Here is a 16,877-nt window from a genome sequence, read left to right as displayed (position 1 = left end):
CGGCTTAAATTGCGCGCAACCCTGCGGTTACAGGGGGCAACACACTGATCGACTGTAGGAGAGAACGGGTGGACGAGCAAAAAGCCCTGCGGGTCATGCGCGAACTGGTCGAGCAAGGCCAGTTGACCGACCCGGACAGCGCCCGCGGCAAGTTGCTGCAAGTGGCGGCTCACCTGTTTCGCAACAAAGGCTACGAGCGCACCACGGTGCGTGATCTGGCCAGCGCTGTGGGCATCCAGTCGGGCAGTATTTTTCATCACTTCAAAAGCAAGGATGAAATTCTCCGCGCGGTGATGGAGGAAACCATCCGCTACAACACCGCGCTGATGCGCGCAGCCCTGGCCGAAGCCGGCGACGTGCGCGAGAAAGTGCTGGCGCTGATTCGCTGCGAGTTGCAGTCGATCATGGGCGGCAGCGGCGAGGCGATGGCGGTGCTGGTGTACGAATGGCGCTCATTGTCCGAGGACGGTCAGGCTAAAGTGCTCGCTTTGCGTGATGTTTATGAAGACATCTGGTTGCAGGTTCTGGGCGAGGCCAAGGACGCCGGCTATATTCGCGGCGACGTTTTTATTACCCGACGTTTCCTTACCGGCGCACTGTCCTGGACCACCACCTGGTTCCGTGCCGGCGGCAGTTTGAGCCTCGATCAACTCGCCGATGAAGCGTTGATTCTGGTCCTCGAAGCGCGTTGAACGGTTGTCGGACCGGCCGGGAAACTGGCTAAGTCGGCGAAACCGCCTAGCTTGAATGCATTGATCGCTATTTTTTTCGGGGAGTGGGGTGTTTTGAAGTCTTCGCCAATTCGGACAGCCGCCGGGCTGCTGCTCGCTGCGCTGGCTGCGTTATGGGTATTGCCCGCTCAAGCAGCGCAATTGGTCCGGGTCGGCGCCGCGCATTTCCCGCCTTATACGATTCGCCCGGAAAACGGCGCCGATACCGGCCTGTTGCCGCAATTGGTCGAGGCACTGAACCGCTCGCAGAGCGACTATCAGTTCGTTCTGGTGCCGACGTCGATCCCGCGCCGCTTCGGTGATTTTAAGCAGGGCCGCATCGATATGGCGATCTTCGAGAACCCCGAGTGGGGCTGGAAGGACATTCCCCACGACGACGTCGACATGGGCCTGGAAGACGCCGAGATTTTCGTCGCGCAACGCGAAGACGGCCGCCAGCAAAACTATTTCTCGAGCCTGTCGGGCAAACGTCTGGCGCTGTTCAGCGGTTATCACTACGAATTCGCCGACTTCAACGCCGACCCGAAATATCTCGCGAAAAACTACAACGCGACGCTGACCTATTCCCACGACAGCAACCTGCTGATGGTCCTGCGCGGGCGCGCCGACATTGCCCTGGTCACCCGTTCCTATCTGTTCGATTACCTGCTGCGCAACGAGAAGGTCCGCGATGAGCTGTTGGCGTCGCAGCGTACCGATCAGATCTATCACCATTACGCGATTCTGCGGCCAAGCGCTCCTATCACCGGCGAAGCCTTCGGCAATCTGTTGCAGCGTTTGCGCGACAACGGCGAATTGCTGAGGATTTTCGAGCCCTACAGGATTGCCGTGATGCCGGCGCCTCATCACTGAAGCGCTAATTGCCTCTCGCGCTTAAATTTCCCCTCCCGGCTCACGTCACTTCGTTGAACTGTCGACGATTACGTGAGCCCGACCCATGTCCAATCTGAATGACCTTACTGCCTTGGCGTTGCCCTCGGGCAGTCAATTGATCGCTGATGCTACCGAGAGCCGGCTGAGCCTGAGCCTGGACGGGCAACCGCTGATTCGGCTGCGCCTGGACCGCGAGGCCAATGGCCCGATCCAGCTTGATGAACGTTTTGCCCTGCCGCCCGGGCAAGCCTTGTGGGCCGCCTGTTATTGGTTGTTCGCCCGTGACCCGGCGTGTCGGCAATTGACCTGGCAACTCGATCAGCCACCGACCGAAGCCTTATTCAGTGGTTTGCTGATCAACACCGAAGTCGCCGGCGAGTATCGCTGCGAGCGCACGTTGTTCTGGCAACTGCCGCAGCCGTGGCTGGGCACTTCACTGACCGGCAGCTATCCGCAGCAAATGGTCATCAGCCAGGGCCAGCGCCATCCGCTGCGACCGGTGAAGCCGCGCGGTGAAGTCTATCGGCGTTTCGATGCACGGCTCGGCGCGTGGATTTCCTTGCGTACGCTGGAAATCGAAGAAGATCTGTCGCGCTTCAATCGCTGGCAGAACAGCCCTCGCGTGGCGAGTTTCTGGCAGGAGGAGGGGAGCATTGAGCAGCATCGCGAATACCTCGGCAAGCTCGATGCCGATCCGCACACGCTGACGCTGATCGGCTGTTTTGATGATCAGCCGTTCGCTTATTTCGAAGCCTACTGGGCCAAGGAAGATCGCATCGCGCCGTTCTACGATGCCGGCGATTACGATCGTGGCATTCACATGCTGGTCGGCGAAGAAAGTCATCGCGGCCCGCATAAAGTGGCGAGCTGGTTATCGGCGCTGGTGCATTACCTGTTTCTCGATGATCCACGCACCCAGCGCGTGGTCGCCGAGCCACGTGCCGACAACGCGAAGATGATCGGGCATATGCACAACCAATGCTTTCACTGCGAGAAGGAATTCGATTTCCCGCACAAGCGCGCGGCGCTGATGATTCTGGGGCGGGAGCGGTTTTTTGATCGGTGCAAGCTGGCCTGATGCGTTCGGCCTCGGTATTGCGTTGAGTCTGAGGCCGCTTTCGCGAGCAGGCTCGCTCCCACACTGGATTTGTGTCGTTAATCAAACCCTGTGGGAGCGAGCCTGCTCGCGAATGGTTGACGCAAAATCCGGATCCTAACGACGACCCGCAATCACCGCATCCCGCCGACTGCCCGAGACCTTGCGGCAGTGCACCAAAGCATCACGAATCATGAAGTTGACCAGGGTCGGCGATACGCCCAGTTCCTTGGCGATGTCTTTCTGCGGCACGCCGTGCAGACGGTACATCTCGAAGGCATAGCGGGTGCGGCTGGGCAGTTCGGTCAGCGCATCGGCGATGTGTTCCAGAGTCGAGAAGTTGATGTGCGAAGTTTCCGGCGAAGCGCCCTGAATCACCACGTTCAAGCCTTCCTCTTCCGGGCCTGAGTATTTCTGTTCGAGCGCCTGCTTGCGGTAGTGATCGATGGCGAGGTTGCGCACGATCTGGAACAGGTAGCTCAGCTGAGCCTTGATCGACGACGTGATCGGCGGCGCCGATTGCAGTCGGAAAAACGCATCCTGAACCACGTCTTCTGCACGAGACCTGCAACCGGTAATGCGGGCTGCAATCTTGACCAGAATCAGTCGATTGTCGACGAATGCCTGAAGTAGCGGTGAATCGCACCTGCTTGTGGATACTTGTTCCGTCATGGAAATCACCTTGCTGCCAATAGGTTAGTGGGAGGGCCTCGGGGGACGGCGCCGTCCTACACATCGAGCGACAAATTATGTTGAATGATAATGATTGTCAAATGAGAAAGAGAGGTATTGCTGTAAGGCGATGTGTTTTGCCAACTGCGACACGCCGCCGCACCTTGGCCCCGTTGGACGTCGTGCCTGCCGACTAATTATTTCCACAGTCCATCCGTTCTCATTAGTGAATGGCCCGGGTGCAGATCCCCGGCCTCAGCGCATTCCGATGCCTTGCGCGGTCGGCACAGACCGCGCCCCGCACGCCTCTCGCCAGGTGTGACGCAGCCACCCGATTCCACTTGCAAGCCGAATTCAGGCAGGAAACCTCATGACCGACGCGTTCGAACTCCCCAGCACCCTGGTCCAAGCCCTCAAGCGTCGCGCGGCCCTGACGCCGGACCGACTGGCCTTGCGTTTTCTCGCCGAAAACCCGGATCAGACTGTGGTGCTCAGCTATCGCGAACTGGATCAACGCGCGCGCACCATCGCCGCTGCGTTGCAGGCTCAGGCTGGATTCGGTGAGCGTGCGGTGCTGCTGTTTCCCAGCGGCGCGGATTACGTCGCGGCGTTTTTCGGTTGCCTGTATGCCGGTGTGATTGCGGTGCCGGCCTATCCGCCGGAATCGGCGCGTCGTCATCATCAGGAGCGATTGCTGTCGATCATCGCCGACGCCGAGCCCAAGCTGCTGTTGACCAGCGCCGATCTGCGCGATGCCTTGCAACAAATCGACGGCGCGCCGCCGCTGCTGTGTGTCGATACCCTCGACAGCGCACTGGCCGAAAGCTGGATTGAACCGAGCCTGCCGCCCGAACACATCGCCTTTTTGCAATACACCTCCGGCTCCACCGCGCTGCCCAAGGGCGTGCAGGTCAGCCATGGCAATCTGGTCGCCAACGAACTGCTGATCCGTCACGGTTTCGGCATCGACGTCAACCCGGACGACGTCATCGTCAGCTGGTTGCCGCTGTACCACGACATGGGTTTGATCGGTGGTCTGCTGCAACCGATTTTCAGCGGCGTGCCGTGCATTCTGATGTCGCCGGCGTACTTCCTCGGCCGGCCGTTGCGCTGGCTGGAAGCGATTGCCGAATACGGCGGCACCATCAGCGGCGGGCCAGATTTCGCCTACCGTTTGTGCAGTGAGCGGGTCAGCGAATCGGCCCTTGAGCGCCTCGATCTGAGCCGCTGGCGCGTGGCCTATTCCGGTTCCGAGCCGATCCGTCTCGATACCCTCGAGCGCTTCGCGGAAAAATTCGCTGCTTGCGGTTTCAGCGACAACAGTTTCATGGCCTCGTACGGTCTGGCCGAGGCGACCCTGTTTGTCGCTGGCACACCGCGCGGCACCGGCATCCCGGCGTTGCGCGTGGACGATCAGGCGCTGGCGCAAAACCGCGCCGAGCCGGGCGACGGCAGCGCGATCATGAGCTGCGGCATCAGCCAGCCTGAGCACGCGGTGCTGACCGTCGAACCGAATACCCTCGAAGAACTCGCCGACAACGCCGTCGGTGAGGTCTGGGCCGCCGGCCCGAGCATCGCCCACGGTTACTGGCGCAATCCCGAAGCCAGCGCCAAGACTTTTGTTCAGCATGCCGGCCGCACCTGGTTGCGCACCGGCGACCTGGGTTTTATCCGTGACGGCGAACTGTTCGTCACCGGACGCCTGAAAGACATGCTCATCGTCCGTGGCCATAACCTGTATCCGCAGGACATTGAGCAGACTGTCGAGCGCGAAGTCGAAGTGGTGCGCAAGGGGCGTGTGGCGGCGTTCGCGGTCACTCAAAACGGCGAAGAGGGCATCGGCATCGCTGCGGAAATCAGCCGCAGCGTGCAGAAAATCCTCGCGCCAGATGCGCTGATCAAAGCCATTCGCCAAGCCGTGGCCGAGGCGTATCAGGAGGCGCCAAGCGTGGTTGTGCTGCTCAATCCGGGCGCGTTGCCGAAAACCTCCAGCGGCAAACTGCAGCGCTCGGCGTGCCGCAATCGTCTGGCTGATGGCAGCCTCGACAGTTACGCGCTGTTCCCTTCGATTACAGCGGCAACGGAAACCGCGACCAGCAGCACTTCGGACCTTGAAGCGTTGATCGGGCAAATTTGGGCCGAGCAACTCAACGTCAAGCAAGTCAGTGGCGACGACCATTTCTTTCTGCTCGGCGGCAACTCGATCGCCGCCACGCAAGTGGTCGCGCGGGTTCGCCAAGCACTCGGTGTCGAGCTGAGCCTGCGCCTGCTGTTCGAAGCGCCAACCCTGTCCACCTTCGCTGCCGCTGTGGCGCAGCTAAAACAGGACGGCGGCAGCGCTCAAGGTCCGATCAGCACCTTGTCGCGCAGCGAACCGATGCCGCAATCGCTGGCACAAAACCGTCTGTGGATCACCTGGCAACTCGATCCACAGAGCAGTGCCTACAACATTCCCGGTGGTCTGCGCCTGCGTGGCGAGCTCGACGTAAACGCCGTGCGCAACAGCTTCCAGCATCTGATCGAACGCCACGAATCCTTGCGCACACGTTTCTTCGAGCGCGACGGCGTGGCATTGCAGCAAGTGCTCGCCGCTGCCGAACTCAATCTGCAACTGATCGACATCAGCGACCTGTCAATTCCCGAGCGCGAAGCCCGCGCCGAGCAGATTCGCGAAGACGAGGCGCGCACTCGGTTCGATCTGGAAAAAGGCCCGTTGCTGCGAGTGACGCTGGTGCGCCTCGATGATGAACAGCATCAATTGCTGGTGACCCTGCACCACATCATCGCCGACGGCTGGTCGCTGAATATCCTCCTCGACGAATTCTCGCGTCTCTACGCGGCGGCAACCCAAGGTGCGCCGGCGACACTGGCAGCACTGCCCACGCAATACGCCGATTACGGCAACTGGCAGCGGCAATGGCTGGCGCAAGGCGAGGGCGAGCGGCAACTGGCGTACTGGAAAGCGCAGTTGGGCGAAGAACATCCGCCACTGGAACTGGCCACCGATCACCCGCGCTCGGCCAGACACAACCACAGCGCCGCGCGTCACAGCGTGCGCTTGAGTACCGAACTCAGCGAGGCGATCCGCCAGACTGCGCAGGCCCACCAGGCCACGCCGTTCATGCTTCTGCTCGCTGCGTTGCAAAGTTTGCTGCACCGCTACAGCGGTCAGCGCGACATTCGCATCGGCGTGCCCAACGCCAACCGTCCGCGCCTGGAAACCCAAAGCCTGATCGGCTTCTTCATCAATACCCAGGTGTTGCGTGCGCAAATCGATTCGCGCCTGACATTTGCCGAGTTGCTGAACCAGACCCGCCAAGCCGCACTCGGCGCCCAGGCCCATCAGGATCTGCCCTTCGAGCAACTGCTCGAAGCTTTCCCGCAGGCCCGCGAACAGGGACTGTTCCAGGTCATGTTCAACCATCAGCAGCGCGACCTCAGTGCGCTCAAGCGCCTGCCGGGTCTGCTCGCCGAAGAACTGCCGTGGCACAGCCGCGAAGCCAAGTTCGATCTGCAATTGCACAGCGAAGAAGATCGCAACGGGCGTCTGAGCTTGGCGTTCGACTACGCCAGCGAACTGTTCGATGCCACGACTATCGAGCGCCTGGCCGAGCATTTCCATAATTTGCTCAGCGAGGTCTGCGAACAGCCACAGCAGGCCATCGGCGATCTGCGCTTGCTGACCGCCGGCGAGCAGAATCAGCAGAAAGACTGGAGCGTCGCTCCGTGCACCCCGGCGCAACAATGGCTGCCGGAACTGCTCGAGCAACAACTGCGCAAAACCCCGCAACGCACCGCGCTGGTGTGGGACGGCGGTACTCTGGATTTCGCCGAGCTGCACGCGCAAGCCAACCGGCTCGCCCATTACCTGCGCGACAAGGGCGTCGGCCCTGACGTGTGCGTGGCCATTGCCGCCGAGCGATCGCCGCAACTGCTGATCGGTCTGCTGGCGATCATCAAGGCTGGCGGCGCCTATGTGCCGCTTGATCCGGATTATCCGGCCGAACGCCTCGCGTACATGCTCCGCGACAGCGGCGTCGAACTGCTCCTGACCCAGACGCAATTGCTCGAGCGTCTGCCGGCCAGCGATGGCGTCAGCGTGATCGCCATGGATGCGCTGCACCTGGATAAATGGCCGAGCCAGGCACCGGGCCTGCACCTGCACGGCGACAACCTCGCCTACGTGATTTACACCTCGGGTTCCACCGGGCAACCGAAAGGCGTCGGCAACACCCACGCCGCGCTGGCCGAGCGCCTGCAATGGATGCAGGACACATACCGTCTCGACGAAACCGACGTGCTGATGCAAAAAGCGCCGATCAGTTTCGACGTCTCGGTGTGGGAATGCTTCTGGCCGCTGATCACCGGCGCGCGTCTGCTGCTTGCCGCCCCCGGCGAGCACCGCGACCCGCATCGCATCGCGCAACGGGTCCAGCAATACGGCGTGACCACGCTGCACTTCGTTCCGCCGCTGCTGGCGCTGTTCATCGATGAGCCGCTGAGTGCCGAATGCACCAGCCTGCGCCGGGTGTTTTCCGGCGGTGAAGCCTTGCCCGCCGAGTTGCGCAACCGTGTGCTGACGCAACTGCCGACGGTGCAATTGCACAACCGTTACGGGCCGACTGAAACCGCGATCAACGTCACTCATTGGCACTGCACAACTGTCGATGGCGAGCGCTCGCCGATTGGCCGGCCGCTGGGCAATGTGGTCTGCCGCATCCTTGATGCCGATCTCAATCCAGTGCCGGCGGGTGTGGCGGGTGAGCTGTGCATCAGCGGTATTGGTCTGGCTCGCGGTTACCTGGGTCGTCCGGCGTTGACCGCCGAGCGTTTTGTCGTCGATCCACTGGGCGAGCAGGGCGCCCGCTTGTACCGCACCGGCGACCGTGCGCGCTGGTCCTCGGATGGCGTGATCGAATACCTCGGCCGTCTCGATCAGCAGGTCAAACTGCGTGGCTTTCGCGTCGAACCGGAAGAAATCCAGGCGCGACTGCTGGCGCAAAATGGCGTCGCCCAAGCCGTGGTCCTGGTGCGGGAAACCGCTGCCGGTGCGCAACTGATCGGCTACTTCACGGCGAGCGATGCGCAGGAAAATGCCGACGAACAAATCGCTCGACTGAAGAACGCTTTGGCCGCTGAGCTGCCGGAATACATGGTCCCGGCGCAACTTTTGCGCCTTGACGCGATGCCGCTGAGTCCCAGCGGCAAACTCGACCGCCGCGCCTTGCCCGAGCCGCAATGGCAGGTGCGTGAACACGTCGAACCGGTCAGCGAATTGGAGCAACAAATCGCCGCGATCTGGCGCGAAGTGCTCGGTCTGAATCAGATCGGCCTGCGCGACGATTTCTTCGCGCTCGGCGGTCACTCGCTACTGGCCACGCAAATCATTTCGCGCACACGTCAGGCCTGTGACGTCGAACTGCCGCTGCGCACCTTGTTCGAGCACAGCGAACTGGGCGATTACGCCGAACAGATTCGCCTGATCCAGGTCAGCGGCCGCACCAACCAACAGTTGCCGATCGGCAAAGTCGATCGCAGCCAAGCGGTGCCGTTGTCCTATTCGCAGCAGCGCATGTGGTTCCTCTGGCAGATGGAACCGGACAGCCCGGCGTACAACGTCGGCGGCATGGCGCGCTTGCGCGGCGTGCTGCATGTCGAGCATTTCGAGGCGGCGTTGCAGGCACTGATCCTGCGCCACGAAACCCTGCGCACTACGTTCCCCAGCGTTGACGGCGTCGCCCGCCAACAGGTGCATGCCGAGACCGGCGTGCGCATGGGCTGGAAGGATTTCTCCAGCCTGCCGGCGGCTATGCGTGAACAACAAGTCCAGCAACTGGCCGATGCAGAAGCGCACCAGCCGTTCGATCTGGAAACCGGTCCGTTGCTGCGTGCCTGTCTGGTCAAGACCGCCGAGCACGAGCATTACTTCGTCCTGACCCTGCACCACATCGTCACTGAAGGCTGGGCGATGGACATCTTTGCCCGTGAACTCAGCGCGCTGTATGAAGCGTTCGTCGATGAGCGCGCCTCGCCGCTCGAGCCGCTGCCGGTGCAATACCTCGACTACAGCGTCTGGCAGCGCCAGTGGCTGGAGTCCGGCGAGCGCCAGCGCCAGCTCGAATACTGGACCGCGCAACTCGGTCGCGAACATCCGCTGCTGGAACTGCCCGGCGACCGTCCGCGTCCACCGGTGCAGAGCCATCAGGGCGAGCTGTTCCGTTTCGACCTCAGCGACGATCTCGCTGCGCGGGTGCGGGCGTTCAATGCGCAAAACGGCCTGACCCTGTTCATGACCATGACCGCCGCGCTCGCCACATTGCTCTACCGCTATAGCGGCCAGACCGACCTGCGCATCGGCGCGCCGGTGGCCAACCGCATTCGCCCGGAAAGCGAAGGGCTGATCGGGGCGTTTCTCAACACCCAGGTGCTGCGTTGCCAGCTCGACGGGCAGATGTCGGTCGGCGAACTGTTCGAGCAGGTGCGCCACACCGTTATCGAAGGCCAGTCCCATCAGGATCTGCCGTTCGATCATCTGGTCGAAGCCTTGCAGCCGCCACGCAGCGCGGCTTACAACCCGCTGTTCCAGGTGATGTGCAACGTGCAGCGCTGGGAATTCCAGCAGAGCCGCACGCTCGCTGGGATGACCGTCGAGTATCTGGCCAACGATGCTCGGGCGACCAAGTTCGACCTCAATCTGGAAGTCACCGATCTCGACCATCGCCTCGGCTGCTGCCTGACTTACAGCACCGACCTGTTCGACGAACCGACCATCGAACGCATGGCCAGGCATTGGCGCAACCTGCTTGAAGCGTTGATCGCTGATCCGCAGCAACGTCTCAGCGAACTGCCGTTGCTCGATAAGTCTGAGCAACAGCAGCTGCTCGACAGCCTCGGCATCGAGCCGGGCGAGCATCGTCTCGACCAGTGCATTCATCATCTGTTTGCCGAACAGGCACTGGCGCGCCAAGACGCGCCGGCGCTGACCTTCGCCGGGCAGACCCTGAGCTACGCCGAACTCGATGCCCGTGCCAATCGTCTGGCCTGGGCGCTGCGTGAACGCGGGGTCGGCCCGCAAGTGCGGGTGGGTCTGGCGCTGGAGCGTTCGCTGGAAATGGTCATCGGCCTGCTGGCGATTCTCAAGGCTGGCGGCGCCTATGTGCCGCTGGATCCGGAGTACCCGCTCGACCGTCTGCATTACATGATCGAAGACAGCCGCATCGGTCTGCTGCTCAGCGATCGGGCGATGTTTCAGGCCCTGGGTAACTTGCCGTCAGACGTGGCGCGCTGGTGTCTGGAAGATGACAGCCCGGGATTGGCCGACTACCCGGCCAGCGAGCTGCCGTTTATCAGCCTGCCACAACATCAGGCCTACCTGATTTACACCTCGGGCTCGACCGGCAAACCGAAAGGCGTGGTGGTCTCCCACGGCGAAATTGCCATGCACTGTCAGGCCGTGATCGAACGCTTCGGCATGCGCCCGGACGACTGTGAACTGCATTTCTATTCGATCAACTTCGACGCCGCCACCGAACGTCTGCTGGTGCCGCTGCTCAGCGGTGCGCAGGTGGTGCTGCGGGCGCAAGGGCAGTGGGACGCGGAAGAAATCTGCGGCTTGATTCGTGCGCATCGGATCAACGTCCTCGGCTTCACACCGAGCTACGGCAGCCAGTTGGCGCAGTTCCTTGCCACGCAGAATGACGTCCTGCCGGTGCGCATGATCATCACCGGCGGTGAAGCGCTGACCGGCGAGCATCTACAGCGCATCCGCGCGGCATTCCAACCGGCGCAGTTTTTCAATGCTTACGGCCCGACTGAAACCGTGGTCATGCCGCTGGCCAGTCTGGCGCCGCAGGTACTGGAAGAGGGCGCCGGCAGTGTGCCGATCGGTAGCGTGATCGGGTCGCGAGTCGCCTACATTCTCGATGCCGATCTGGCCTTGGTGCCGCAAGGCGCGACCGGTGAATTGTTTGTCGGCGGCGCCGGTCTGGCTCAGGCCTATCACGACCGCCCGGGCATCAGCGCCGAGCGTTTTGTCGCTGACCCGTTTGCCGCTGATGGCGGGCGCATGTATCGCACCGGCGACCTGGTGCGCCAGCGTGCTGATGGTCTGGTCGAGTATCTGGGCCGGATAGACCATCAAGTAAAAATCCGTGGTTTCCGCATCGAACTGGGCGAAATCGAAACGCGCCTGCTCGATCACCCTTCGATCCGCGAAGCGGTGGTGCTGGCGCTGGATGCGCCGAGTGGCAAGCAGTTGGTGGGTTACCTCGTTACCGATGTCGCCGGACACGGCGAAGCGCAACAGGCGGAACTGCGCGAAGCGCTCAAGTCGCACCTCAAGGCGCAACTGCCGGACTACATGGTGCCGACCCAACTGATGCTGCTGGCGAGCATGCCGCTCACCGCCAACGGCAAACTCGACCGCCGCGCCTTGGCGGCGCCGGATCTGGAGCTCAATCGTCAGGACTATGTCGCACCGAGCAACGCCTTGGAACAGACCCTGGCGCAGATCTGGTGCGACGTGCTCAACGTCAGGCAGGTCGGCCTCAACGATAACTTCTTCGAACTCGGCGGCGACTCGATTCTGTCGATTCAGGTGGTCAGCCGCGCGCGTCAGCAGGGCATTCATTTCAGCCCGCGCGACCTGTTCCAGCATCAGACCGTGCAAACGCTCGCCGCCGTTGCCAGTCGCACCCAGCAAGTGACTGCCGAGCAAGGTTTGGTGGTCGCCGAGTCGCGCCTGACGCCGATTCAGCACTGGTTCTTCGATACGGACATTCCCCAGCGCCAGCACTGGAATCAGGCGCTGTTGCTGGAACCGACTGTGCGCCTCGAGCCGCAACGATTGCAGCAAGCTTTGCTGGCGGTGATCGAGCAACACGATGCGCTGCGTCTGCGTTTCAATGAAACCGATGATGCATGGCACGCGACGCATCAAGCGCTGACGAATGAGGATCTGCTCTGGCAAGTCAGCGTCGATTCGCCGGATCAGTGCGAAGCCCTGTTCGCCGATGCGCAATGCAGTCTGCATCTGCACAACGGCCCGTTACTGCGCGCAGTGCTGGTCGATGTTGCGGATGTTCAGCAACGTCTGTTCATCGCCATCCACCACCTGGTGGTCGACGGTGTGTCGTGGCGCGTGCTGCTGGATGATCTGCAAACCGCCTATCGCCAGCTCGACGCTGCGCAGCCGCTGAAACTACCGGCGAAAACCAGCGCCTTCAAGGACTGGGCCGCGCGTTTGCAGGCCTACGCCGGCAGCGAATCCCTGCGTGAAGAACTCGGCTGGTGGCAAACGCAACTGGCCGGGCCAAGCGCCGATCTGCCTTGCGAAAACCCGCAGGGCGGCAGGCAGAATCGCCATGCGCAAACCGTCAGCGTACGCCTCGATGCCGAGCGCACCCGACAGCTGCTGCAACAGGCACCGAGCGCTTATCGCACTCAGGTCAACGACCTGCTGCTGACCGCGCTGGCCCGTGTGCTGTGCCGCTGGAGCGGTCAGCCCTCGGCACTGATTCAACTGGAAGGTCACGGGCGCGAAACCCTGTTCGACGAGATCGACCTGACCCGCACGGTCGGCTGGTTCACCAGCGCTTACCCGCTGCGCCTGACCCCGCACAACTTCGAAGAGGCTGCCGGGCAGGGCGCTTCGATCAAGGCAATCAAGGAACAACTGCGCGCCGTGCCGCACAAAGGTCTCGGTTATGGCGTGCTGCGTTATCTGGCCGATGACGGCTGCCGCCAGAGCATGGCCGCGCTGCCGCAGGCGCAGGTCACCTTCAACTATCTCGGGCAGTTCGACCAGAGCTTCGGCAGCGATGCGCTGTTCCGTCCTCTCGATGAGCCAATCGGTGCCGCCCACGATCCGCAGGCGCCGTTGCCGAACGAGTTGAGTGTCGACAGTCAGGTTTACGGCGGTGAACTGCTGCTGCGCTGGACTTTCAGTGCCGAGCGTTATGAGGCGCAAACCATTAACGATCTGGCCGATGCCTACCTCGGTGAGTTGCAAAGCCTGATCGCCCATTGTCTGCAAGACGAAGCCGGCGGCCTTACGCCATCGGACTTCCCGCTGGCCAGACTGACTCAGGCGCAACTCGATGCGCTGCCGGTGCCGGCCGCGCATATCGAAGATGTCTACCCGCTGACGCCGATGCAGGAAGGCATGTTGCTGCACACCTTGCTCGAGCCGGGCACCGGTCTGTACTACATGCAGGATCGTTATCGCATCAACAGCGAACTCGACCCCGAGCGTTTCGCCCAGGCCTGGCAAGCGGTGGTCGCTCGTCATGAAGCGTTGCGCGCTTCGTTCTGCTGGAACGTTGGCGAAGACATGCTGCAAGTGATTCACACGCCGGGGCGCACGCCGATCGAGTATCTGGACTGGAGCGCCGTCGCCGAAACCGAGCAGGAACCGAAGCTGCAAGCGCTGCTGAAAAGCGAGCGCGAGGCCGGGTTCGATCTGCTCAATCAGGCGCCATTCCACCTGCGCCTGATCAAGGTCGGCGCGGCGCGTTACTGGTTCATGATGAGCAACCACCACATCCTCATCGACGCCTGGTGCCGTTCTCTGCTGATGAACGACTTCTTCGAAATCTACAGCGCCCTCGGTGAAGGTCGTGAAGCGCAGTTGAGCGTGCCGCCGCGTTATCGCGACTACATCGGCTGGCTGCAACGCCAAAGCCTGGCCGAGGCGCGGCAGTGGTGGCGGCAGAATCTGCAAGGCTTCGAGCGCACCACGCCGATCCCGAGCGACCGGCCGTTCCTGCGCGAACACGCTGGTGAAAGCGGCGGCATGATCGTCGGCGACCGTTACACCCGCCTCAACGTTGAAGACGGTGCACGGCTGCGGGAACTGGCGCAGGCTCACCAATTGACCGTCAATACTTTCGCCCAAGCAGCGTGGGCTTTGGTTTTGCGGCGTCTGAGCGGTGATCGCGATGTGCTCTTCGGCGTCACCGTGGCCGGGCGTCCGGTGGAGATGCCGGAAATGCAGCGCACTGTCGGCCTGTTCATCAACAGCATCGCCCTGCGGGTGAAGATGCCTGCGGACGATCAGCGCAGCAGCGTGCGTCAATGGCTCAGCGCTTTGCTCGACAGCAACATGCAACTGCGCGAGTACGAATACCTGCCGCTGGTGAACATCCAGGAACAGAGCGAATTGCCCAAAGGCCAGCCGCTGTTCGACAGCCTCTTCGTTTTCGAAAACGCCCCGGTGGAAGTCTCGGTGCTTGATCGTGCACAGAGCCTGAATGCGAGCTCGGATTCCGGTCGCACCCACACCAACTTCCCGCTGACGGCGGTGTGTTACCCGGGCGATGACCTTGGCTTGCACCTGTCCTATGACCAGCGTTACTTCGACGAGGCGACGGTCGAGCGCATGCTCAGTGAGTTCAAGCGCCTGCTGCTGGCGCTGGTCGACGGCTTCCATGGCGACATGGCCGATCTGCCGCTGCTGGGCGACGAAGAGCGCGACTTCCTGCTGCACGGTTGCAACCAGAGCGGCCACGACTACCCGCTGGAGCAAAGCTACGTGGCGCTGTTCGAAGCGCAGGTCGCGGCGCATCCGCAGCGTATTGCCGCCAGTTGCCTCGAGGAGCAATTGAGCTATGCCGAACTGAACCACAACGCCAACCGCCTCGGCCATGCCCTGGTCGCTGCCGGTGTGCGCATGGACCAACCGGTGGCGCTGCTGGCCGAGCGTAATCTCGACCTGCTCGGCATGATCATCGGCAGCTTCAAGGCCGGTGCCGGTTACCTGCCGCTGGACCCGGGTCTGCCGAGCCAGCGCCTGAGCCGCATCATCGAGCTGAGCCGCACGCCGTTGCTGGTGTGCAGCGCAGCCTGCCTTGAGCAGGCGCAGACCCTGCTCGAAGAGTTTGGCTGTTCGAATCGTCCGCGCCTGCTGATATGGGAAGAGGTCCAGGCATCGGTGGCAGCGACGCACAATCTCGGCATTCACAGCGGCCCGGACAATCTCGCTTACGTGATCTATACCTCGGGTTCGACCGGGCTGCCAAAAGGCGTGATGGTCGAGCAGCGCGGCATGCTCAACAACCAGTTGAGCAAACGCCCGTACCTCGACTTGAGCGCGGCCGATGTGATCGCGCAGACCGCCTCGCAAAGCTTCGATATTTCCGTCTGGCAGTTCCTCGCCGCGCCGTTGTTCGGCGCGCGGGTCGACATCGTACCGAACGCGATTGCCCACGATCCGCAAGGTTTGCTGGCGCATGTACAGGCGCAGGGCATCACCGTGCTGGAAAGTGTGCCGTCGCTGATTCAGGGCATGCTTGGCTCCGAGCGCCTGAGCCTCGACGGCTTGCGCTGGATGCTGCCGACCGGTGAAGCGATGCCGCCGGAACTGGCCCATCAATGGCTGCTGCGTTACCCGGATATTGGTCTGGTCAATGCTTACGGCCCGGCGGAATGCTCGGATGACGTGGCGTTCTTCCGCGTCGACATGGCCTCGACGCGCGGCAGCTATTTGCCGATCGGCACGCCGACCGACAATAACTTGCTGTACCTGGTCGATGGCGCGCTGGAACTGGTGCCTTTGGGCGCGGTGGGTGAGCTATGTGTTGCCGGGACCGGCGTCGGTCGCGGTTACGTCAGCGATCCGCTGCGCACCGCGCCGGTGTTTGTGCCGAATCCGTTCGGCGCGCCGGGCGAGCGCCTGTACCGCACCGGTGATCTGGCACGGCGGCGCACTGACGGCGTGCTGGAATATGTCGGCCGCGTCGATCATCAGGTGAAGATTCGCGGTTACCGCATCGAGCTCGGTGAAATCGAAGCGCGCCTGCATGAACAACCGGAAGTGCGCGACGCGGCGGTTGGTGTGCAGGAGGGCGTCAACGGCAAGCATCTGGTGGGTTATCTGGTCGCGGCCGATGCAGCGCTCAATCCGGGAGAGCGTCTGGAGCGGATCAAGCAGCGCCTGCGCGCCGAACTGCCGGAATACATGGTGCCGCTGCACTGGCTGTGGCTGGAGCAGATGCCGCTCAATGCCAACGGCAAACTCGACCGCAAAGCCTTGCCAACGCTGGAGATCGGTCAGTTGCAGAGCGAGGATTATCTGGCGCCGCGCAATGAGCTGGAGCAGACCCTGGCTGATATCTGGGCTGAGGTGCTTAAAGTGGAAAGGGTTGGCGTGCGCGACAACTTCTTCGAACTGGGCGGGCATTCGTTGCTGGCTACGCAAATTGCGTCGCGGGTACAGAAAGCCCTGCAACGCAATGTGCCGCTGCGCGCGATGTTCGAGTGCAGTACGGTGGAGGAACTGGCCGAGTACATCGATGGGCTGGCGGCCAGTGATATTACGGAGGAGAAGGTTGATCGGTTGAATGATCTGATGGCGGAGCTGGAGGGGTTGTAGTCCTCCGATGCCTGGGTCGGCCTCTTCGCGAGCAGGCTCGCTCCCACACGGGATCCGTGGTGAACACAAATCCCCTGTGGGAGCGAGCCTGCTCGCGAATGGCGTCTGTACATTGCCGTACATTTCCATCCTTGAC

General features: G+C 62.2%; 5 protein-coding genes. 4 read left to right on the top strand and 1 reads right to left on the bottom strand.

The genetic code is table 11. The features are described from left to right. The first annotated feature begins 68 nt into the window (after positions 1 to 68). The 3 genes from KVG87_RS16565 (at position 69) to KVG87_RS16555 (ending at position 2,682) form a co-directional block, all read left to right on the top strand. Complete coding sequence (locus tag KVG87_RS16565; protein ID WP_217851631.1) at positions 69 to 692, top strand: TetR/AcrR family transcriptional regulator; 624 nt, start codon at positions 69 to 71, stop codon at positions 690 to 692. Between the two features lie 93 nt (positions 693 to 785). After that, positions 786 to 1,583: a substrate-binding periplasmic protein gene (locus KVG87_RS16560; RefSeq protein WP_217851629.1), complete on the top strand. Its 798-nt coding sequence runs from the start codon at positions 786 to 788 to the stop codon at positions 1,581 to 1,583. An 85-nt stretch (positions 1,584 to 1,668) separates the two neighbouring features. Further along, positions 1,669 to 2,682 carry a GNAT family N-acetyltransferase gene (locus KVG87_RS16555; protein ID WP_217851627.1) on the top strand — a complete coding sequence of 338 codons (1,014 nt, stop codon included), beginning with the start codon at positions 1,669 to 1,671 and terminating at the stop codon, positions 2,680 to 2,682. 135 nt (positions 2,683 to 2,817) lie between these two features. On the opposite strand, the gene KVG87_RS16550 is transcribed toward KVG87_RS16555, so the two are convergent. Continuing rightward, positions 2,818 to 3,372 carry an RNA polymerase factor sigma-70 gene (locus KVG87_RS16550; RefSeq protein WP_008088195.1) on the bottom strand — a complete coding sequence of 185 codons (555 nt, stop codon included), beginning with the start codon at positions 3,370 to 3,372 and terminating at the stop codon, positions 2,818 to 2,820. A 370-nt stretch (positions 3,373 to 3,742) separates the two neighbouring features. Here KVG87_RS16550 and KVG87_RS16545 point away from each other — a divergent pair, with 370 nt between their 5' ends. Next, complete coding sequence (locus KVG87_RS16545) at positions 3,743 to 16,741, top strand: non-ribosomal peptide synthetase (RefSeq protein ID WP_217851625.1); 12,999 nt, start codon at positions 3,743 to 3,745, stop codon at positions 16,739 to 16,741. Positions 16,742 to 16,877: the final 136 nt, after the last annotated feature.

It is taken from the genome of Pseudomonas siliginis (assembly GCF_019145195.1).
GTDB lineage: Bacteria > Pseudomonadota > Gammaproteobacteria > Pseudomonadales > Pseudomonadaceae > Aquipseudomonas > Aquipseudomonas siliginis.
This window is presented reverse-complemented; position numbering and strand designations above follow the sequence as displayed.